The 20,286-nt window shown below is 68.1% G+C and carries 14 protein-coding genes and 3 pseudogenes; 4 read left to right on the top strand and 13 right to left on the bottom strand.

Features of this window, described 5'->3' with window-relative positions; genetic code table 11:
• Positions 1-152 precede the first annotated feature (152 nt).
• The 8 genes from ABZ937_RS18115 to ABZ937_RS18080 form a co-directional block, all read right to left on the bottom strand.
• A complete protein-coding gene (locus ABZ937_RS18115; protein ID WP_361692912.1) occupies positions 153-2,420 on the bottom strand; it encodes an AAA family ATPase in 2,268 nt (755 codons plus the stop codon).
• Positions 2,417-3,256, bottom strand: coding sequence for a Pvc16 family protein (locus ABZ937_RS18110; RefSeq protein ID WP_361692910.1), 840 nt, complete (start codon positions 3,254-3,256; stop codon positions 2,417-2,419). Before ABZ937_RS18110 ends, ABZ937_RS18115 begins: the two co-directional genes overlap by 4 nt.
• Positions 3,253-3,915: a hypothetical protein gene (locus ABZ937_RS18105; RefSeq protein ID WP_361692908.1), complete on the bottom strand. Its 663-nt coding sequence runs from the start codon at positions 3,913-3,915 to the stop codon at positions 3,253-3,255. The genes ABZ937_RS18110 and ABZ937_RS18105 overlap by 4 nt, the downstream gene beginning before the upstream one ends.
• A 709-nt stretch (positions 3,916-4,624) precedes the next feature.
• Positions 4,625-5,512 carry a hypothetical protein gene (locus tag ABZ937_RS18100; RefSeq protein ID WP_361692906.1) on the bottom strand — a complete coding sequence of 296 codons (888 nt, stop codon included), beginning with the start codon at positions 5,510-5,512 and terminating at the stop codon, positions 4,625-4,627.
• Between the two features lie 11 nt (positions 5,513-5,523).
• Positions 5,524-6,024, bottom strand: a complete 501-nt coding sequence (locus tag ABZ937_RS18095; protein ID WP_361692904.1) for a phage tail protein — start codon at positions 6,022-6,024, stop codon at positions 5,524-5,526.
• A 29-nt stretch (positions 6,025-6,053) separates the two neighbouring features.
• Complete coding sequence (locus tag ABZ937_RS18090) at positions 6,054-7,661, bottom strand: phage tail sheath C-terminal domain-containing protein (RefSeq protein ID WP_361692902.1); 1,608 nt, start codon at positions 7,659-7,661, stop codon at positions 6,054-6,056.
• A 437-nt stretch (positions 7,662-8,098) separates the two neighbouring features.
• Positions 8,099-8,461: a hypothetical protein gene (locus ABZ937_RS18085; protein WP_361692900.1), complete on the bottom strand. Its 363-nt coding sequence runs from the start codon at positions 8,459-8,461 to the stop codon at positions 8,099-8,101.
• Positions 8,462-8,805: 344 nt separating this feature from the next.
• Positions 8,806-11,139 (bottom strand): DUF4157 domain-containing protein, encoded by a 2,334-nt coding sequence (locus ABZ937_RS18080; protein ID WP_361692898.1) that lies wholly within the window; start codon positions 11,137-11,139, stop codon positions 8,806-8,808.
• A gap of 757 nt (positions 11,140-11,896) precedes the next feature.
• Here ABZ937_RS18080 and ABZ937_RS18075 point away from each other — a divergent pair.
• Positions 11,897-12,606, top strand: a pseudogene (locus ABZ937_RS18075) (FAD-dependent oxidoreductase); the annotation flags it as partial.
• Here ABZ937_RS18075 and ABZ937_RS18070 read toward each other — a convergent pair.
• A complete protein-coding gene (locus ABZ937_RS18070; protein WP_361693210.1) occupies positions 12,501-13,049 on the bottom strand; it encodes a substrate-binding domain-containing protein in 549 nt (182 codons plus the stop codon). The pseudogene ABZ937_RS18075 and the gene ABZ937_RS18070 overlap by 106 nt on opposite strands.
• A 44-nt stretch (positions 13,050-13,093) precedes the next feature.
• Positions 13,094-13,818, bottom strand: a pseudogene (locus ABZ937_RS18065) (transposase).
• 149 nt (positions 13,819-13,967) lie between these two features.
• On the opposite strand from ABZ937_RS18065, the pseudogene ABZ937_RS18060 reads away from it, so the two are divergent.
• Both ABZ937_RS18060 and ABZ937_RS18055 read left to right on the top strand, forming a co-directional pair.
• A pseudogene (locus ABZ937_RS18060) lies at positions 13,968-15,153 on the top strand (IS701 family transposase).
• Between the two features lie 1,325 nt (positions 15,154-16,478).
• Positions 16,479-16,865, top strand: a complete 387-nt coding sequence (locus ABZ937_RS18055) for a peptidoglycan-binding domain-containing protein (RefSeq protein ID WP_361692896.1) — start codon at positions 16,479-16,481, stop codon at positions 16,863-16,865.
• A gap of 231 nt (positions 16,866-17,096) precedes the next feature.
• Here ABZ937_RS18055 and ABZ937_RS18050 read toward each other — a convergent pair whose 3' ends face one another.
• A complete protein-coding gene (locus tag ABZ937_RS18050) occupies positions 17,097-18,365 on the bottom strand; it encodes a transposase (RefSeq protein ID WP_361692894.1) in 1,269 nt (422 codons plus the stop codon).
• Positions 18,366-18,686: 321 nt separating this feature from the next.
• On the opposite strand from ABZ937_RS18050, the gene ABZ937_RS18045 reads away from it, so the two are divergent.
• Positions 18,687-19,247 carry a YrhB domain-containing protein gene (locus ABZ937_RS18045; protein WP_361692892.1) on the top strand — a complete coding sequence of 187 codons (561 nt, stop codon included), beginning with the start codon at positions 18,687-18,689 and terminating at the stop codon, positions 19,245-19,247.
• A 23-nt stretch (positions 19,248-19,270) separates the two neighbouring features.
• Here ABZ937_RS18045 and ABZ937_RS18040 read toward each other — a convergent pair whose 3' ends face one another.
• Together ABZ937_RS18040 and ABZ937_RS18035 are read right to left on the bottom strand one after the other, a co-directional pair.
• Positions 19,271-19,636 carry a hypothetical protein gene (locus ABZ937_RS18040; protein WP_361692890.1) on the bottom strand — a complete coding sequence of 122 codons (366 nt, stop codon included), beginning with the start codon at positions 19,634-19,636 and terminating at the stop codon, positions 19,271-19,273.
• Positions 19,637-19,653: 17 nt separating this feature from the next.
• Complete coding sequence (locus tag ABZ937_RS18035) at positions 19,654-20,010, bottom strand: hypothetical protein (protein ID WP_361692888.1); 357 nt, start codon at positions 20,008-20,010, stop codon at positions 19,654-19,656.
• Between the last annotated feature and the right edge of the window lie 276 nt (positions 20,011-20,286).

Genomic DNA, 20,286 nt, shown 5'->3' with positions numbered 1-20,286 from the left:
GTCCGTATCGCGGCAATCGGCCGTGCGCTGGAGATACGTGTTCCCCATGCTGCGCCGCAGGAGGGCCGGCGGATGGGTCATGGCCGGGCGAGCCGTCCGGTTCCGAACAGCGGGGGCCATGGCGAGGCCGTGTGCGCGGTTGCTACGAGTGGTCAGCACCGGTCGCCTCCTTGGCGGTCGACCGCGGCCCCGGCGGGTAGGCCCGGGCCGGTCCAGAGCTTGCCGATCTTTTCGAACTCGCCCTTGGCCGCTTGCAGGACGTGGTGACGGCTGATCGCGCCGCCGTCCGCCGAGGCAAGGCATGCAGCGTTCAGGACAATGTTCTTGATGCTGCCGCCGGCCACCGGAAGTTCCTTGGCGAGCTGTGCGAAGTCGATGTCCGGGGCGAGGGGCACTGCGGGCGGGAACAGGGCCTGCCAGATGCGCTGTCGGCTCTCCGCCTCAGGGAACGGGAACTCGACGATGTAGCGGAGGCGCCGTGTGAAGGCATCGTCCATGTTGCGGCGCAGATTGGTGGCCAGTACGACGATGCCGTCGTGCTCCTCCACCCTCTGGAGCAGGTAGCTGGTCTCGATGTTGGCGTAGCGGTCATGGGCGTCGGACACCTCTGTACGCTTGCCGTACAGCGCGTCGGCCTCATCGAAGAACAGGATCGCGTCGGCTGCCTGCGCCTCTGAGAAGATCCGTGCCAAGTTCTTCTCCGTCTCGCCGACGTACTTGCTCACGATCCTTGACAAATCCACCTTGTACAGGTCGGTGTCGAGTTCGTGCGCGAGTACCTCGGCCGCCATCGTCTTGCCCGTGCCCGGCGGCCCGCTGAACAGCACGCCGATGCCTTTGCCGTGGCTGAGGCGTGCGCCGAAGCCCCAGTTGTCGTAGACACGGTGCCGGTGTCTGGCCTGGCAACAGATCTCCTTGAGGCGGGCGACACGGTCCTCGGGGAGTACCAGGTCTCCCCAGCGGGCGTACGGCTGCACCCTGACGGCCAGGTCACTGAGCCGTCGGCGGGACTGTTCGCGGCAGGCGGTGGACACGTCGGACAGACTCAGCGGCCGTGTCCCGGGCTCCATACGGCGCCGATTCTCCGCATGTTCGAGCGCAGCCCGCATACGGCCGCTGGAGAGGCGGAACCGGCACCCCAGCTCCTCCGCCCAGGTTTGCGGGTCGTCGGTATGCCCCCGCAGCGCCCGCCGCCATCGGGCGGTGCTCTGCGCCACGTCCGGCAGGGGCACGGATACGGGCAGGGAGGGGTGGCCCTCGAAGGAGGTGAGGCCCACTGGGTCCGACTCCGTCGTCAGGAAGAGCAGGCCCCCGAAGTCGGTGATGGCGGACGACAGCGCGAGGCGCAGTGACGCGGCGTCGGCCTGCTCGAGGAGATCGGATCCGGCGAGCAGAACCGCCGCGGACTGGAGCGCTGCCTCCCTGAGGGCCGCCCGAACGAGGGACTCGGTCTCCTCCTGGCTCCGGCCGGTGAGCCCCCGCAGGTCCACGTCGAGCAACGGCATGCCGAGCTGATGGCTCGTCGACCGCGCCACCTCGCGCTTTCCTGCACCATCGGGACCGAAGAGGCGCAAGACGAGTGGACAACGTTCCGGCCCGGACTCGGCCAAGTGGCGTTCCGCCAGCCGCAGCGCATTCGCGCAGAGCGGGCCCTGGTCCGCTTCCTGCGCTTCTCCAGGCTCCGCAGGACGGTCCAGCCGAGCGGATCCCACCAGCCGGGCGTCCATGTCGTCCAGCCCCAGGAGGAACTGACAGATCCGTGGGTCCAGGGCCATGAACTGCGACAGCCCTGTTGAACCGGACGGGCTCTGCGGATCGTCGACCGTACGAAGGATGTCGTACCGGAGCAGCGGCGCAGTCCGGGTGAAGAGGCCCCGCGCGGCCCACCGCTGCCGTTCCGCCGGATACAGCAATTCGAGCATCAGGTCGACACTGGGCCGCCTGCGGGTGATGTCGTCCTGAAGGTATGCGTACAAGCGATCGTATTTGCGCCTGAGTTCCGGAGCGAGCGCGATGACCATGGCGCCGAGCTCCGGCTGCGTCAGGCCGAAGCGCCGGCCCAGGGCCGGCAGTCGCAGTACGGTTCCCTCGGCGGCGCTGAGTCCGGACCGTCTCTCGATCTGGGCGCCGGCCCGCCGAAGGGCGTCGCGCAGGTCTTCGAGAGCCTTGTCGCCGTTCCCGGTGGTCCCGATCTCGTCGTCAGCCCCGGACGCCAGCAGCCAGTGGACTTCTTCGTCACTGATGCAGATCGCCCGCGCGGTCTGGCCCTCGGGCACCATCGCATTGCGCAGGTCCATCGTGGCAAGGCGCAGCCGGATGAGCAGATCGAGGCGGTGCAGCTCGTCGGCGAGGTGCTCGTGGTCGTCCTGGTAGGGCCGCGGCAGGGCGACGGCCTCGGGCGAGCCCTGCTGCAACGTCATGGCGTGACCTCGAACAGGAAGGTTCGGCGGAAGAGCCGCGAGACGTCCACTCGGACCTCGTACAGGCCGGACGTCAGGTCGTTCGGGAGCGACACCGAGAACGCGTCGCCGCTCGATGCCTGGCCCTCGGCCAGCGTCCGGTCACCGAACCGCACCTCGGCCCGGTGGTCCGCCAGGTGTGATCCGGAGAAGGTGACGACCGTGCCCGCCGGCCCAGCGGCCGGGGACATGCCGGTGACAGCGGGCGGCTGGAACGGAGCGTCGATTCCGGGAACGCCGATCCGCCGCACGCGCTTGGGCATCGGGCGCTCGCTCTCCGGCAGACGATCGAGCTGCACGGTGGACACCTGGTAGGGAACCGACAGGCGAAACGGCCGGGAGAACGTGGTCCACATGCGGTTCAGGTCCTCGGCCTCCAGTGAGCTTGCCGCGATCTGGAGGCGCTCTCGGGCATCGGTGAGTCCGGCGTCCAGATGGGTGCGCGGCACCACGGCGTTCTCGTGGAACACGCGCATCGCCTCGCCCAGGATCTGGTGCGCCGCAGAGTTGCCGACGAGGTCGTCGTTGGGGGCGTACGGCGTCAGGAGGTAGAAAAGGTTCAGCGACAGAGGTGCGTCGGCCAGCCGGCCCGGCGGTCCGGCCTTGAGCGTCCAGTCCTGGTTCTTGAGGAACGGGTTTTCCGCGACCTTGTAGAGGAACAGATTGACGCGACGGCCGCTGCCTTGCTCGTCCGGAGCCAGGATCGTCACATCGACGGGCGGGTCGAGCCGCATCTCGCGGAGGAGAAGGTTGCGCAGGGAAGCGCTGACCATGCCGATCGCGGTCGAGGCGCTCATCGGAGGATTCCGATGCGGAACCGGCTGATGTGGCGGCGCTCCCAGAAGGCCGCCGTGCGCGCCAGATGCGGAGCGGCGACGGCCCGGTGCCTGACGGCCGCGACCACCGGATCGTCCGGCTGGCACGGATCATGGGCAGTGGTCGGGAACGGATCTCCGGCAGTGGTCGTGAAGGGCGGATCCCCGATGACGGCACACTCCTCGGCCGCAAGAGTGAACCAGCTCGTGCCTGGAGCCGGGCTCTGTACCCTCGCTGCGGCAGCCGTCTGGGTACCGGACGTGTCCGCAACGATGGCCGATGCGGCACGGCGCAGGCGGCGACGGCTCGTCAGGTCCTCGTCGCCAAAGGCAGCCGCCTCCACAAAGGCAGCCGCCTCCTCCCGCTCACCCGCAGGCGCGAGGGCGTAGGCGCCCCGGACATACGGTTGTGCTGGAAAGACCGTTCCGGAGTCCGGCCCGTCGAGCGCCGTGGGGGAAGGGCGCGTCGCGGTCGTAGGCACCGCCGCCACGGTCCGGTCGGTCGCCTCGCGTGGCCCGGCACCCAGGATGAGGTTCGGAACCATGGTGGCTCGCTCATCGAACGGGACGAGCCGTCCCGAGCCGCCCCCACGCCGCGTGCCGGCGGGCGGCACGGGCGCCTGCCGCGTCATCTCGGGCACGGGCCCGTGGGCCGGCGGAGAGTCGTCCCCCGCCGCCTGCCATGGTTCCGCATCCTCTTGACCGTGGCCCCGTGGTGCCGACCTGGGCCGAGAGCCGTGATCCATGCCCCGCATCGGTGGGCTCCCGTCGGGCGCCGTCGTGGGCTCGTGAACCGAAGGGGCCGGCCCACCGAAGTGGTCCAGTGTCTGCCAAGGGGTGTCGGCATGGGGCCGACTGGTCCTTCCCGGGACGGTGAAGTGGTCAACGGCCCGGAGGACGGGAGAGTTTGCTGCTACCTCATCACCGGCGGAAGGGGCGTCGACCGGACGGTCGTCGTTCCCGGCCTCGGGATCGGCTTCCGCGATTTCGGGGATGAGCGGCTCGCCTGCGCGAGTGGGGGCGACCGACGTCCCGGTTCGCACCCGTCCACGCCGTTCAGCGGCGGCGGAGTGCGGTTCCACGCGGGGCTGCACTGTTCTGCCGCGTTCCTGCCAGGCCCGGCCCGGGGCGCACGGTTCGTGGGACTCCACCGGCTTGCCTTGTTTCTGCCGAGTCAAGTCCGGCGCGTACGGTTGGTGGTGCTGCGGTGCGCCGGTGAAGGCGGCGGCCGGCAGCCGGCAGGCCACGAGCGGGGGCCCCTCGTCGGCGGGCACGCCCAGAAGTACTCGCACACGGCTGCGGTACTGGAACGGTCGGGCGCCATCGGCCAACAGCATGGAGAGGTAGGTGTCAGGTGCCACAGTTCTGCACCTCCAGGAGCACGTCATCGAGCACGTCGATGTAGGTGCGCCGTTTGTCCCGCGCCATGTCCATGATCTCGCGCTCGCTCCAGTGGTAGTGGAACGCGAGGTGGTGTACCTCCCGGTAGAGCAGCGCCGCACCGGCGCGCAGGTCACCGAAGAAGAACCGCTGGACGTCGAAGGGCACGAGGAAGGTACGGGTGCACTCCGCGCACTCGGTTTCCATGGTCTGCTCGACCCTTGGTGCCAGCCGCTCCATACGCTCCTCGATCTCGGCCCTGGCCCGCGGAGACAGAGCCGCGACCCGCTGGTCACCGGGCGGCTCATAGGGGCCGATGCGCAGGATGCAGCGGGAAAGGAGCAGGGTCAGCGCCTCGGCTTCGTTGTCGGCGAGCAGCCCGGACAGATCCTCTTGGTCCGAGCCGTCGGGCAGCCGGAAGTGCACCTCGGCGCAGGCCGCTTCACCGTCGTCCCGTGCTTCCGCCGACAAGGTCATGGAGTGCACGGGTGCGTGATCCGCCGCTTCCTCGACGGGTACATCGGCGAGCGAGAATTCCAGTGATACGCGTCGGCCGCAGTCCGGCCAGGGGCAGAGAAGGCTTCCCCGCACCAGATCTCCGAAGGCGACCCTGCGCAGTTGGAGGAGCAGGAACTGACGGTCGGCGACGAGCAGTCCGCGCACCACCTCGGGGGTGACGGGGGCGATCGAGCCCAGTCTGCGCAAGCAGCGGCTGAGGACCTCCGTGACAAGCGATGCGCTGTCGGTGTCCCTCCGGACCAGCAGCTCTTCCTCGCGCCCTGTCATGGCCGTCAGCTCGAACTGCCGGTGCAGCCGGCCTTCGTCGTCCCAGTACCCGCCCGGAAGCACGCCGTGCATCAGGTGGCTCCTCAGGTTTCCTTGGGCTCGGCCACCGACGTGTCGCGGACCCAGCCCTCGTTCTCGAGCTTGATCGTGGTGATCATCACCGCGTTCGCCGACGCGTCCAGCTGCGGCAGCGCCTGGTACTCCGAGACCCAGCACCGGAACACGTTGTACGCCAGCACCTTCTGGCCCTGGTGGTTGTACACCTCGATGGTGATGTCCTTGCGGAAGGTGGCGAGCGACATGGCGGCATCGCCCTGGAAGTTGTTGACCTTGTTGGCCCACTCCTCGAAGACGGTGTCATGGGTGACGCCGGCCTCCAGCGTGATGGGGTCGTACTTCGTCTTCCCCGGAATCTGATGCGGCCCACTGGCGTCACCGCCCTCGTACCAGGGGGTGACCTCTGTCGTCCTCTTGAGCGCGCTGCACTTGCTGAGCCCGGCCACGTACTGGTTGTCCCACTTGACCTTGAACCTGTACCCGAGGTACGGGTCGAACCGGCTACTGTTGACGGTGAACTTGGCCACTGGCCGATCTCCTCACGTCGGGCGCCGTGTCAGCCGGACGCCATACCCGCCCTCTGACTGATCTTCACGACAACGAACTCCGCGGGTCGCAGAGGTGCAAAGCCCACCAGGACATTGACGACCCCTGCGTCGATGTCCGCCTGAGTCGTCGTCTCCCCGTCGCACTTGACGAAGAACGCCTGTCCGGCGGAAGACCCCTGGAAGGCGCCCTGACGGTAGAGAGTCATCATGAACGAGCCGATGCTGAGGCGCAGTTGCGACCACAGTGGCTCGTCGTTGGGCTCGAACACCGCCCACTGGATGCCGTAGTAGATGCTGACCCGCAGCATGATCGCCGTCCGGCGGACGGGCACGTACCGCCACTGCGGATCCGAGCTGATGGCGCGCGCGCCGAAGGCGACCACGCCTGCCTGGGGGAAGCGGCGGATGACGTCCACTCCCTGCAGGTTGAGGTTGCCGTGTTCCACGTCGCTGAGTTCCGTCGCCAGACCGACGACGCCGTTGAGGCTTGCCTCGGTGCCGGCGGGCGCCTTCCACACTCCGCGCGTCGAATCGATGCGCGCGTAGAGCCCCGAGATGTAGCCGGAGGGTGGTAGCAGGATCGCGTCCTGCGCCTTGCCGGTCGGATCGAGCGCCTTCACCCACGGGAAGTAGAGGGCACCGTAGGAGTTCGGGGCGGTGAGCCCTTTCCGGAAGGTGTCTGCCTGCTCCGCGGTGATGTCGCCCTTCCCCGTCTCTCCGACGTAGAAGACGTCTTGCAGCGGCCTGTTCGCGCAGTAGGCCATACCGAGATTCATCATCGCCGTGGTGCCGATACCCGGTACCGCCAGGAGGCTGAAGTCGGTGATGTTGTCCAGCCGCGTGAAAGCGTCGGCGTAGGCCGTCTCCTTCAACTGCGAGGTTCCGTCGACACCCGCGGTCACCGCCACGACGGGCTTGTCCACCGCAGCGTCTCCGACCTGAACCACCTCGGCCCGCGCCGGACGTCTGAGGGCGATACCGTCCTCGGGGCGGCCGCCCGCCGCGGGGCTCAGCTTGAGCTTGTCGGCCGCGGTGTCGAGTCCTGCGGACTGCACGCGCACCGACGAGGTGGCGGAGTCGGTGCCCGAGCGTAGCACCAGCCGCTTCTCCGCATCGTCCCCCTCCACTTGGCAGGTGAATCCGGTGAACGCCGCTTCGTTGGTGGACTCCTTGAGCTTGGTCAGTGCCCGCACGGCATGCTCGATGGCGGTTGCCGCCGCCTCCGGGGTGGCGATGGGACCGGCCTCGGCAGGCAGCGTGACGTCCTGGAGTCCGTCGCCGTCGAGGTTGATCCGAAAGGTGAGCGGTGTCTCCAGGGGCAGAGCAGGTGCCACCCCGCCCCGGAGCAGCCCCCGTTGCACAGCGCGGTTCTCGTCGGGAACGGTGGCCCTGATCAGGTGGGACTCCGCCTTGAGGACCTTTGTCACGAACCTGGGGGACTCGGGGTCCATACTGAGGTTGTCGAACGCCTCTACGGCAGGGGTGGCGTTCAGGTCGGGCGGCACGACGCGGGGATCAGTCTGTCGCCGGACGCTCACCTTGAACGTGTTGCCCGGGTCCTCGGTGCCGTCCTCGATCTGCAGGACCAGGCTGTTGCCCCACGCACCCTCGCTCATGGCCGAGAAGACCACCCCGGATGTGGGTGACTCGGCCCTGTTCTGGAGGGTGACGCTCGCGGTCCTGGCTTCCTCACGGGTGACGCGTACGACATAGCACTGCCGTCCGCCGTTGTTGAAGTACTGGAACACACTGTGGGCGAGGAAGCCATCGGGAATGAATGTGCCGTAGAGCCGCTGGAACTCGGTCCAGTTGGTGACCCGGGTGGCCTCCCTCGGCCCCATCTGTGCCAGCCCGACGAATGCAGCGGTGGAGGTGCTCGCGGCCGTCAGGGGTCTCACACCGCCGGACGTCTCCTCGACGTAGACGCCCGGATACGACAGCGTCGGCATGGGTCATCTCCTCTCGCGGAACCCGTCGGCCGCCGCCCGGCCGGCCGACTCCGAGACCTTTCCGCGGCGGCGTCACCGCCGTGTCACCGATGCGTCAAGGGCCGTCAGCTGTCGAAGCGGATCTCGTACCGCCGCCCTTGGCGCACCACGGTCAAGCCGACGATCTCGGTGAGCGAGAGTCCCCCGTTCGGGCGCCGGACGAGCCGCCCGACGACGATGGCCTCGTCGCGGTAGCTGAAGGGACCGCCCCCGCAAGCCGGCACCCCCGCATACAGGCGGTCGACCAGATTCGGCTCCTCAAGAGCCAGCCGGCCGTCGACTGCCAGACGTGCGCGATCGCCCCCCTTCACGAGCTCAGCCAGATGGACGAGGTAGGCGCCTTGGGCAGGGACGACGCCCATGCCGCGGACGCACACTGCGATGCCGTCCAGTTGTTCGATTTCCTGTAGTACCTCGGGCACGGACATGAGGTTTGCTGAGGATGCACTTCGCGCTCATCCCCCGTGGTCTACAGCGAGTAGTGACCGTGATGGCCTGGCCGGTGAAGTCCTTGGCGAAGATTTCGACGAGCTCGAAATACTTGATGCCCCATGGATTGCGGACAGCCAGTCGTGTTCCGCAGCACAGCGACCGCCGGGTTTCCGCCGGCCTGGGAACTGGTGGCGCGAGCCAGATCGTCGACCTCAGGCTCATGCCAAGATCGATCCTGTGCCGAGGGAACAGTGGCAGCAGGACATCGGTAGACCTGTCCCGTCGGAGCGCGCGTAGGGCTGGTCGTCTTCAGCAGCAACCGCGGGTGCTGAACGGGCAGTCAGCGCCCGTGGCTGCTCCGGTAGACCGTGGAGTACACCTGCCCGGACGGGGCAACGTGATCGACTCTCAGCACGGCGCCCGGCGGAAGCGCGCTCGGGAGGTTGTTTCCGCAGATGGTGCACTGGTCGATACCCATCGTCAGCGTTGCCTCGGTCAGCCCCTGCTGGTGCATGATCGCGGCGGCGTGTCCCTCCACGTGGGTCGCGATGTTTCCCTGGCTGGGGCCGCCGGAGGTGAATGCTTCGCCTCTGCCTCGCGGAATTCCGCCGCGATGCGTACCGCCCCAGGGCCCCCCGTCCACACCACTCTTGATCCGCATGGGCTGCCTGCCGGGGGCCTCAAGCGTGCCCACCGCTCCCTTGTGTCCCGGATAAAATTCCTCTGCCGCCCGCACCTTCGCGAGCGGCGACTCTTCGACAGCCGCAGGAAGCCGAGGGGTGGGCGGTTCAGTGCCGCCTGGTCGCGAGCCTCGCGGAGCCGCGGATGCCTTGGCGCCCTGGATGTCCTCCGCCTTGCGCAGCAGCTCCTCCGTGTTGGCGGTGAGGTCGCCCGCCAGCCCGCCTGTGGCACCCTCCCTGCCCGCGGCCGTGCGCAGGTTGTTGTACGCGGTCCGCAGGCCGTTGACCAACTGCCCCAACGACAGTGCGACACGCGCGAAGCCGTAAATGGCCGTCGCGCTGTGCACGTAGTCGACGTACTGAAGGAACTCACGGCCCGTGTCCCCGAAGCGGGCGAGGATTTCGCCGCGATGCTCCTTGATCACCGACGTCAGGGTGCCCAGGACGAACGCGGCCCGGTCGGCCCACAGCAGGACCCGAGCCGCCATGGTCGCCTCGACACCGAGGCCGACGAGTGAACCCGCACCGAGGGTGAGGCCGATACCGACAGCCTCCGCGAGCTTGGTCAGCACGGTCGTGGTCGTCTCGTTGGACAGCTCCACGAGGATGAGGGCGGGTCGGTATACGAGCACCCCGCCGAGGTCGTACAGCCGAACCCCGACGATTTCGTTCTCGGGTAGTTCGATGCCACCGATGAACGTGTCGACGGGCAGTGTTCTGGTCTCGGCCCGGAACATCGCCGTGCCGAGGACACGGTTGGGCATGTGGACCCGGATACGACCGCCCGGCCTCCGCTGGGCGCTGATCGGAGCGTCGTCGAGCACAGTGAATCCGGGCGCTCGGAAGGGGAAGACCTTCGCTGCTCGCACTCCGGTGAGGAAGTCCTCGGGCCTGATGCGGGCCGCCTTGACCCTCAGGAGCCGGTCGGCCTGCCGTTGCTCGTCCGCGTCCTTGCTGCCCTCCGTGAGCTCGTCGAAGAGACGGTCGATGACGGCGCGGCCGGCGGCACTGGTGGTCATGCGCACGATGTCTGGGTCACTTGCGGCGGCACAGAACTCGTAGGCCACGTCGTCGCGGTCGGTCGACCCCAAGGCGTCAAGGGTGTCCTGCACGAACGCGAAGTCGCCGGCCCGGGCCCGGTTCAGCAGTTCCCGACCGAGAGCACGCTCGTCGAGATCGCCGTACCAGCTCGTGTGCCGGCTGATGGTGTCGGACGCCGGGCTCAGCAGGACAGCCGCCGTCGGCCCGGCTCGCCCGCCCCGCCCGATGGGCGGCACGGGAACGCCCCGCACCAGTCGGTCGGCGACCAGGTGGGCCTCGAGCTCGGCCGGATCCGCAGGATCGCTCACCGTGCTGTACCGGGCGGGGCCCCTGGCGCGGCCCCGCTGCCTCTGCTGGATGGTGTGCGTCACCTCGTGCGCCAGGAGACGCAGTCCTTCCCTGGTCGCCGGAGCGAACCGGCCCGAACGGAAGAATATGTCCTGGCCGGTGGTGAAGGCGTCGGCGCCCAGCCGTCTCGCGTCGGCGTCGGCCCGAGGCCCTGCGTGCAGCCGTATGCTTGCGAGATCCGTGCCGAACCGGCCCTCGAGGTCCGACCGGAGGCCAGGCTCCAGTGGTTCCGGGGTGTCGCAGGCCGGACGCGGGGCTGCCTGGCAGCGGCAGTCGTGCAATGCGCCGAGGTACTGATTGCCGAAGCTGCGCCGCAGATGGACGTGGGTGGCCGCACGGTCGCCTGCCTGCTGCTCCTTCGCAGCGCCTGTCCGCCCGTTCTTCGGCGCGCTGTGGTAAGCACGCGAGGTGTGGCTCACGGCACGTCGAACTTCTCCCAGGCGCTCCATGCCGTATCGGGGTTGGTGTTCACCTTGCGGGTCACGAACACCCCGAGTTCGGTCGTCACTGCGAACAACTGCGGTCGTCCGTCCTGCAGGCTCACCCCCGTCATCGTCCGCATCGTCGCTCCAGGCGGGCCGGGAAACGGTGACCATCCCGCCCATTCCGGATCCGTGCTCGCCACATTGAGCTGCCAGTTGCTGATCAGCTTGCCCTGGCCGGTCACGGCCCAGAGCTGGGGCCGTCCATCCGTCAACCTGGTCCACGTCAGGATCCGTATGCTCATGACGCCTCCTAGCCCGGACACTGAGCGGACCCCGTCGCCCCGACGGGGCCTCAATGCCGCTAGATGAAGACGGAACGAAAACCCGGCTCGGGGTCCTGCCCCGTCGTTCCCCTACGCTTGACGATAGGCCGTTGGGGCACATCCCGCAGGTCGTGGTCCTCTGCCCCACATCTGTTCCTGACCGGCATCGGTCCAGACTCCGTCGCGCCGCACCTGGATCCTCGGCGCGGCGCCGAACCAGCCGCCGTCGACGAAACATCGGCGCGTTCGTCGTTCCGGTGCCGAAGTGGGGGAGGCTCGATCGTCGCGGGCAACGGCCTCCGCATGGGCAGACGTTGGACTGGAGCCACATCGACCTGCCGTCGGAGCTGATGTATTTGGACGGGTTCGTAGCGGTCGGCGCGGCCACCAAGGTGATCAGACTTTGAGTTTGCGCACGGAGCGCTGCTGTACAACCTCTCGTAGCCGCCGTTGTGCGTGGCGGGCACCGAGCCGGATATCTCGAAGACCCACAGAAACCGGCCGTCGTACTCCTCACCCCAGCGGATGCCGTCCAGCTGGCGGCCGGGTCGAGGCGTGGATGATCCAGTTGAGGGCAGTTTATCCCGTATGGTTCCCGAGATCGTACCCATGAGATGGGAAAGCCTATGCCCGAGCTGGACAAGCGCTTCGACGTCGTGGTCCTCGGAGCGGGACCCGGCGGCTATGTCGCCGCAGCCCGCGCCGCGCAGTTGGGCAAGCGCGTTGCCGTGGTCGAGGAGAAGTACTGGGGTGGTGCGTGCCTGAACGTGGGCTGCATCCGAGCAAGGCGCTGCTGCGCAACGCCGAGCTGGCGCACATCTTCACCCGCGAGGCGAAGACCTTCGAAATCAAGGTCGACGGGCAGGTCTCCTTCGACTACGGCGAGGCATTCCGCCGCAGCCGGAACGTGACCGACGGTCGGATCAAGGGCGTCCACTGCCTGATGAAGAAGAACAAGATCACGGAGTGGGACGGCCGCGGTACCTTCCTCGATCCGCACACGCTGGAGGTGGCAGGTTACGACGGCTCGACCCACACCATCGGCTTCGATCACTGCATCATCGCCACCGGTGCCGCCCCGAAGCTGCTCCCCGGTACCCGCCGCACCTCCCGGGTGGTGGCGTTCGAGGAGCAGATTCTCGCCGAGGAGCTACCGCGGTCGATCGTGATCGCGGGCGCAGGTGCGATCGGCGTCGAGTTCGCGTACGTACTGCACAACTATGGTGTGAAGGTCACGATCGTCGAGTTCCTGGACCGCATGACCCCCCTGGAGGACGCCGAGGTCTCAGCCGAGCTTGCCCGCCAGTACCGCAGGCTGGGCATCGATGTGCTGACCTCCACCAGGGTCGACGCCATCGACGACTCGGGACCGCAGGTCCGTGTCAGCGGGGACTGGGCCACCGTGGACAGATCGAACCACTCGGCCACCTGGTGGTCGTCGAAGCCGATGACGGACATCCGGTCCGGCACCTCGATCCGGGCCTGGCGCAGGGTGTGGATGACGGCCATGGCCAGCTCGTCGTGCTCGGCGAACAGGGCGGTGGGCGGCCGGCGCAGGCTCAGCAACTGCCCGACTCCGGCGACGAGGCCGCGCTTGTCGTCGGCGGCCATCGTGACCACCAGTTCGTCGTCGAGCGGGATGCCCGCCTCGGTGAGTGCCTGCTGATAGCCCAGCAGTCGCTCGTTGGAACTGAAGGACAAGCCGCTGGCCCCCCTGGTCGGCGCGAACGCGATCCGGCGGCGCCCTGAAGGTGGATCAAAATGCATGACCGGGAGTTCGCCGACGCGGTCGGTCCACGCGGAGCGGGTGGTCAGCCTTGGGTGGATGCGGCCTCAGACCATCGCGCGGGCGATGCCGTACCGGTCGGTGACCTGGGGAACCTCCACCGGTAGCCGGCCAGTAGGTGGGTCATGCGCGGGACGTCGTAGCCGGCATCGAACACGACCGGGATGTCCCGATCACCAGAGTGCCACCACCGGCCCATCTCGATCAGATCGACGACCAACCTGGCGGACCTGGGTGCGGTGACCTCGGTGACGTCGCTGTCCGGGCCGAGGCTGACGGCGTCCAGGAGCTGGCACCAGGACGTCCGGCCCGATTCCAGGGCGGTGATGAACAAGTACGGCCAACCGGGTATGGGCTGGTCCGGGGACCGTCCGCTGCGGTCGTAGACGTGGCGCAACAGGCGGTCGGTGCTGGTGGGAGCGTCGGGGCGGAGTCAGTTGCTGACTGCGAGTACCAGGCGGCTGTCGGCGGTGGCGTGGGCATGGGCATGCCAGCCTGCACCTGCCGCAGCCGGGGCACGTCGACGTTCCCGTTGTTCACGGCGTCGTACATCGCGCCGTGCCCGCGCCGGTGCTCGGCCACCAACGTCGGGCCCACCGACGCCCTCACCGGCCTGTCCGCACACAGCAACGCATCCGCGAGGCCGAACAGTCCGCCCCCGCGAGCGGTCAGACAGTCGAACAAGTCCTCCCCGAAGCGTGACGCTTTCGCGACTGTTTCCCCTGGAACATGATCAGGCAGTGGACTCACCTTCACGCGCTTCGTCGTGGTCACGTGCAGCCTTGGTTGAACATGATCAGACGAGAGCCGGCTCAGTGTTCGGCGAACATCCAGATGAGCGGCCTAATACTGCAACGGTGCTTGCCGTGACTGATGGCCAGGTCGGTCGTGGTGTGGTCATGGGTGGGGACCTTGCTGATGCCAGGTTGTGGGCGCGTGAACTGGATGCGGTGCATGAGCGGTTCGTGCACCGTTTCAGCAGGTCGGAGCCGCGTGAGTCGGCGCTTGCCTATATGCGGGGGCTGATCGCGCCGTTGCAGCGGAAGAACGGCTGGACGCTGGCGGAGGAGGCCGGCCATGCGGGTCCGGACCGTATCCAGCGGATGCTGAACCGGATCGAGTGGGACGCCGATGAGGTGCTCGATGACGTGCGCCAGTACGTGATCGACAACCTCGCCGACCGGGATGCCGTCCTGGCCGTGGACGACACCGGCTTTCTGAAGAAGGGGACGCGGTCTGCCGGGGTGCAGCGGCAGTACTCCGGCACTGCCGGGCGGACGGAGAACTGCCAGGTCGGCGTCTTCCTCGCCTATGCGACCGGCCGTGGGCGGACACTGATCGACCGGCGTCTGTATCTGCCTACGTCCTGGACCGACGACCGTAAGCGGTGCCGTCGGGCCGGCATCGGCGACGAGGTCGGCTTCGAGACGAAGGTGGCCATGGCCAAGGCGATGGTCCGTCGCTCCATCGCGGACAGGATCCCGTTTCGGTGGGTGACCGCGGATGCGGCCTACGGCTTCTCCAAAGGCTGGCGCTCGGAGCTGGAGCGGGCGGACGTCTTCCACGTCATGGCCACCACCCGGCACGACACCGTGGTCACCCGCTGGGCCATCGACCATCCCGTGCACGACCTGTTTCCCGGCATGCCGCGGCAGAAGTGGAAGCGCCGTTCCTGCGGGCAGCGGGGCTCACGGCCTGCGGATCTACGACTGGGCACGGGTCGAGGTGCGGCCCTGGCACCGCGAGGACCGCCGACACGGGGTGCTCGCCCGCCGCAGCGTCACCCGCCCGCAGGAGATCTCTTACTACATCGCCTACTGCCCCGCCGAGACCACGCTTGATGAGCCGATCCGCATCGCGGGCAGCCGTTGGGCGATCGAGGAGTGTTTCCAGAGCGCGAAGCAGAAATGCGGCCTGGACGACTACCAGGTCCGCCGCTACCCGGGCTGGCACCGCCACATGACTCTCGCCATGGCCGCTCACGCCTGCCTGACCGTCCTGCGAGCCCGCGAGCTGGACACGGGCAAAGCAGAAACGGATCCTCTCAGCTCGTCCACCTCAGCCTCGCCGAGATACGACGGCTGATCACCCGCCTCACCGACCGCCGACCCACACCCGTCGAGCACATCCTGCACTGGTCGACCTGGCGCCGAAGGCGCCAACACCAGGCCCGCACCAGCCACTACAAACGACGCGGACACAGCCCCTGACCTGGCCACCAGTCACCGCAAGCACCGTTGCAGTATTAGGAGCGGAGCCGGTGCGACAGGCGCGCCACCGACCGCACCGGCGAACAACGCCCGGGTCGCCGCGCCCGCCGCGGACCGGCGCGGACGGCCGGCTCTGACCGTGGGGTGGCCTTCTGCCCGTAGTCCTCCGAAACGACAGGTGCGGACCCGGCGCTCCGGCCGCCGGATCAGGGGCACCGTCCTGTTCGTGGCTTGCTTCGACGACATCCTCTTCCCTGCGACCGGCCGGCCGGTGCCGGCCTTCCTGTGGTCCCCATCTGCTGTCTGCTGATGGCGCGTTGAGACAGCTTCGGACGAACTGCGTATCGATCCACAAGGACATGGGCGCCCACGGACGTGGATCGAGGAGGAACGCCGATGGAACGCGATGGCACCCGATCACAACTGGACTTCGCTCGGGAGCGTGACACCGCGCAGGAGATCCAGGACTCCTTCCAGGCGATCCTGGACGCCCTTGACGCCGCACGCGCCGAGCTCCACGCGGAGGGCCGGAGCCTGCGAACGGCGAGCCCCCCGCGATCCTTCGATCACCACGGCGGAGCGACCGCGAACGGCAGCCGAGCAGTTCCTGTCAAGGTCCCCTCGTCTCCGCCGGCTCCTCCGCCCCCGGCCGTGCATCCGCTGACACAGCGGGTGAGGCGTCCACCTGGGCCCCCAGGCCTGGTACCCGCCCCTCCGCAAGGCGTCCCGCCGACCGTCGTCGATCCGCCGCGAGCCGGCCATGTGCGCCGGCTTCCGCAGGACCCCGTGGTGCAGCCGCTGTGGTCACACGGCGGGCAACAGAGGGTGGGGGAGCAGCCCACCACGAGCGACACAGCCCCAACGCGCCTTGAACCGACGCGCCTTGAACCGACGCGCCTTGAACCGACGCGCCTTGAACCGACGCGCCTTGAACCGACGCGCCTTGAACCGACGCGTCTCGAACCGACGCGCTCCGAGCCGTCGACAGACCGCCCTGTCGTCGGATCTGTACGGGCCGGCGTGCGCCACGCACCCGGCCCGCCCCCGGAGGCCTCCTGGACGGCAGAGCCGGAACATCTCGCACCCCCCACCGCGCCTCCCGGTGCCCCACCCCATCAGGCCCCACCGCGCCCGGACACGGTGCGGATGCCGTTGACGCAAGGAAGCCCAGGACATCGGCGGTTCACCGACCGGCGGCACGTGCGGGTCGCCGGATTCTTCGGGCTGGGTGCCGTGAGCGGACTGCTCCTCGCCTCGTCGCTGCTCACGCACGGGCACTCCGAGCCGCCGCCGCCTGCCTCCGTGGAGGAACCCGAAAGTCCGCTGCCCAGCGATATCGCGCCGCTCCCCGAGATCCCGGGCACCGGCGTACTGCGTGAGGGTGACAGCGGGCACGGGGTGTACGAGTTGCAGGTGCGTCTGCTCCAGATCCCGCAGCTCTACGACGGCGGTGCGATCGACGGCCGCTTCGACGCGGAGGTCCGGCAGGCTGTGGCCAGATTCCAGCAACGGTTCGGCATCCGGGGCGACGAGACCGGCGTGTACGGGGACGACACCCGCTACGCCCTCATGCTGCGCACGAAGTAGTCCTCACCGACTGCGAACCTGACCGAAGAGCGAGCAAGCCTCTGATCGACAAGTACCCCAACCGGTGGTTCGTTAAATCCGGCGGTAGAGGTCAATGCCGTGTCCTGTGGTGACCGCGTCGATCAGGGCCTGGAGCTCGGAGGGCGGGTCCCTGTCCGTCCAGGCTCGCCTCCATCGGGTGAGGGTGACGGCGGGGGTGAGCCAGGAGCGGATGGCCCGTAAGGCCCTGGGTCAGCAAGGCCGTTGGGGCTGGTGGGACGGGGCCGGTCCCCCTCTCTGGCCCCTCGTTGGGGCACGGGTCCGGCGCGGTGGCGTCCAGGGGCCCGGGTGGGGCGAACCACTGGCCCCAGCAGAAGGAGAAGGCGCAGTTGACCAGGGTCTGGTGGCGGCGGATGGCGCGGGCAGAGCGGACTTGGAAGTCGGCCCAGCCGAGTTCGTCCTTGATCTGTTTGTAGTTCTGCTCGATCCACGGCCGCAGTCCGTAGAGGCGGACGATCTCGGCGAGGTCGGCCGGCGGGTGCGCCCTGGTGGTGGCGTGGGGGGCGTCGGGGTGGGGCAGGTTGGTGGCCAGGTACCAGGTGACCTCTCCGGCAGGCCGGCCGGGTCGGTGGTGGCCACGACCAGCCGGCAGGGCGAGTCGGGTCCGTAGCCGCCCACGCGGGCATCGGCGGCCCACCAGGTCTCGGTGTGCCCGTCGCGGAAGTGACGCTCCACAGCCGTCCAGTCGCCGGGACGCTTGGCATCCTTCCAGGTCAGGGCGTGTGCGGCTTCGATGGGGGTGTGCGGCTGGTGGGCCGGGGCCCAGACACCGTTGCGCGGCTTGAGGGCTACTACGTAGGGCAGGCCGGCTTCGCGCAGCGCGAGGTACCAGTCGTCGCTGACGGAGCAGGCGCAGTCGGCGACCACCGCTCGGCAGCGGAAGCCCGCCTCCTTCCCGCGGACCGCGAGGGCAGCAGCCAGCTGCGGCTTGGTGCGGAAAGCCGGATCCGAGCGGCCGCGGGCGAAGTGGTGGGCAGGGGTGTAGGGAATCGCGTGCAGCGGGTAGTACACGCGGCCGTCGGTCCACACGGTGGTCACCGTGACGATGCCGTTGTCGGTTTTGCCCAACCGGCCCAGCCACTGCTTGCCCACGTGCGCGGTGGCTATGCCGTCCTTGCGGTCCCCGGAGTCGTCGATCACGATGACCCCACCGTCGTGCGGAGCCGTCGCCGGCTGCTCGCGCAGCAGTTCAAGCCGCCGGTCGTTGACCTGCTCGACCTCCCAGGGCGACTCGGACAGGAAGAACTGCAGCCGCTGCACCGCTGGCATCCCTGCGCCTTCTACCGGCTCCGCCCCGGCCAGACAGGTGATCGTCTTGTTTCGCTCCCGTGGCGCCAGCAGCCCGGTCAGATACTCGCGAAAGCCCCGCCGCTGGGCGAGACTGAAGAATAGGTCGTCGAACCGGGCCGCGTACTCCTCCAACGGCCCCGGCGCAGGCGGACACGGACGGCGAACGGCCATCTTCAGCCCCCAGCAAGGAAGTTGACTCCTCCCACCGGCCTACGACCGACCGACCTGACGTCAACCCACACCACCGCCGGATTTAACGAACTACCGGTAGGCGGCCAGCCGGTGGACGGCCGGGGCCGTGGACGGCAAGTAGGTGTCGGGGCTGGGCTCGTAGCCCCGGGCGCACGGGTCGCAGCAGCCCTGGGTGCGCAGCGGTATTGGCGGAGTGCACTTGTTCCGTGGGCGCGGTATTCCGGTATGGGCAGCGGCCGGCACCGTGACGACCGAGAAATCTGTTGGTCGCTGTTGCAGCCCGTAGGGGATGCTGCACGCGTGATTGAGCGAGACGCTGCAGTTCGGATCGTTGAAGAAGAGCTGGAACGCGACTATCAGCGTGAACTGGCGGCGGGTCTGAAGCCGATGCGCATGGCTGTGGCGCATGTAGAACAGCACGAGCTGGCCTGGGTGCTCTCCTGGACGTCCGAGGAGTACCTGCGGACCAGGAATCCCGATTTCATGCTCGCCGGGAACGGGCCGTACTTGGTTGATCGCCTCGACGGCAGCCTTCACCAGATCGGAGTCGTCTCCGCAGTAACTGAGGCCTGGGTGGTTGATTACCGAGTCCGCATACGAGGCCAGGCCGTACGAACCGCCGTCGATGATCTACATGAGGAGCTTCGGGCAGTAGCGGCTGCTCGCGGACGGATCCATGCCATGCACACCTTGCGCCAGAGACTCCCGGCGCTGACGCATGCCCAGGTCATCGAGTACGTGACCGCTCTGAGGGACGGCGATCCTCCGATACATCTTGTGGAAGTCGCAAGCAGAGAGCTGATACCACCTGTCGATCCGGTTCTGTCGGTGCGGACCATCCGCGGGCCTGCAGAATGCTGAGTTACCTGGCCTGACAGCTTCCTTTAGGTCTCCTTTCGGCACGCGATGTAGTCGAACCAGTCCCGCTTCGCATATGCGGTCCACCGTGTGGCGTTGCTGATGCTCGTGCCGGTGAGGTCGGCGAGGACGGATGCCGGCAGGTCGGAGGCCAGGGCAAGACGGGCGCTGTTGCGGCTGGCGAGGCCTTCGAAGCCGTGACGCCGGAGCAGTAGGCCGAGGTATTCGGACCGGATGGGTCGCGCGGGTTCCTGGCCAGGGAAGAGCCACGGTGTGGTGCTGGCTGTCCGGTTGAAAGTCCAGCGCTCCGCACTTACTTTCCGCTGCTCAAACAGCAGTTGATCGACTCTGGGCGGCAAACGCAGGCTGTGTCCATCGATGCTGAGTTCCACGGCGTCGCCGCTGACGATTACGTCGTGAGGCCGAGGAGCCGCGTGTAGGGAAAACCGAAGAGCAGTACCAGCTCCCCAACGGTACGGACGATGCCGGGGAGATCCTCTGCCGCGAGGCAGCGGCGCAGTTGCTGAACCCGCTCTTCCTCTTTGATGAACGTCTTGGGTGCGGCGATGCGTGGGGGCGGCACGTTCAGATCTGAGGCGAGGCCGCGGCGCTCGGCCCAGGTGATGAAGGGTCTGACGTCCCCTCGCGTGATGCTGCCTTCGTCGAGCCACCGGTCGAGGTCGAGCTGAGTGAGCTGATCAAGGCTTGTTCCCTGGTCATCGAGCCAGGTCAGCAGTTCGAGTACTCGCCTCAGCGTTGACCTCATTCTGTTCTGCGTAGAGATTCGAGTGGGTCTGCGACGGTTAGCGCGGCGGACCCGATGCAGGAGGTCCCAGTGAGCGAAGGGAGTGACGATCCGGCAATGATGGTCGGGCGCCTGCGCTAGCACGGCCTGGACAACGGCTTCACCGTCACGATCACCGGCTGACCCTCGTCGCGGCGGGAGCGGCCCGGAGGTGCCCCCCCCACCCCCGGCAAAGAATGTGGAGGGCCGGACTGAAGGAGATAGAGGGAGACCCCCACGTTGCGAGACGCGCTCACG

The organism is Streptomyces sp. NPDC046727 (assembly GCF_040645635.1).
GTDB lineage: Bacteria > Actinomycetota > Actinomycetes > Streptomycetales > Streptomycetaceae > Streptomyces.
The sequence above is the reverse complement of the archived record's forward strand: the minus strand, read 5'-3'. Positions and strand labels throughout refer to the sequence as shown.

Bases quoted from the DNA above. Each gene is read 5' to 3' on its own strand.
- ABZ937_RS18050 (WP_361692894.1), bottom strand. From the start codon at position 18,365: ATGGCCGTTCGCCGTCCGTGTCCGCCTGCGCCGGGGCCGTTGGAGGAG.
- ABZ937_RS18070 (WP_361693210.1), bottom strand. From the start codon at position 13,049: ATGCATTTTGATCCACCTTCAGGGCGCCGCCGGATCGCGTTCGCGCCG.
- ABZ937_RS18035 (WP_361692888.1), bottom strand. From the start codon at position 20,010: ATGAGGTCAACGCTGAGGCGAGTACTCGAACTGCTGACCTGGCTCGAT.
- ABZ937_RS18110 (WP_361692910.1), bottom strand. From the start codon at position 3,256: ATGAGCGCCTCGACCGCGATCGGCATGGTCAGCGCTTCCCTGCGCAAC.
- ABZ937_RS18080 (WP_361692898.1), bottom strand. From the start codon at position 11,139: ATGGGCGGGATGGTCACCGTTTCCCGGCCCGCCTGGAGCGACGATGCG.
- ABZ937_RS18100 (WP_361692906.1), bottom strand. From the start codon at position 5,512: ATGCACGGCGTGCTTCCGGGCGGGTACTGGGACGACGAAGGCCGGCTG.
- ABZ937_RS18085 (WP_361692900.1), bottom strand. From the start codon at position 8,461: ATGTCCGTGCCCGAGGTACTACAGGAAATCGAACAACTGGACGGCATC.
- ABZ937_RS18115 (WP_361692912.1), bottom strand. From the start codon at position 2,420: ATGACGTTGCAGCAGGGCTCGCCCGAGGCCGTCGCCCTGCCGCGGCCC.
- ABZ937_RS18090 (WP_361692902.1), bottom strand. From the start codon at position 7,661: ATGAGCGAGGGTGCGTGGGGCAACAGCCTGGTCCTGCAGATCGAGGAC.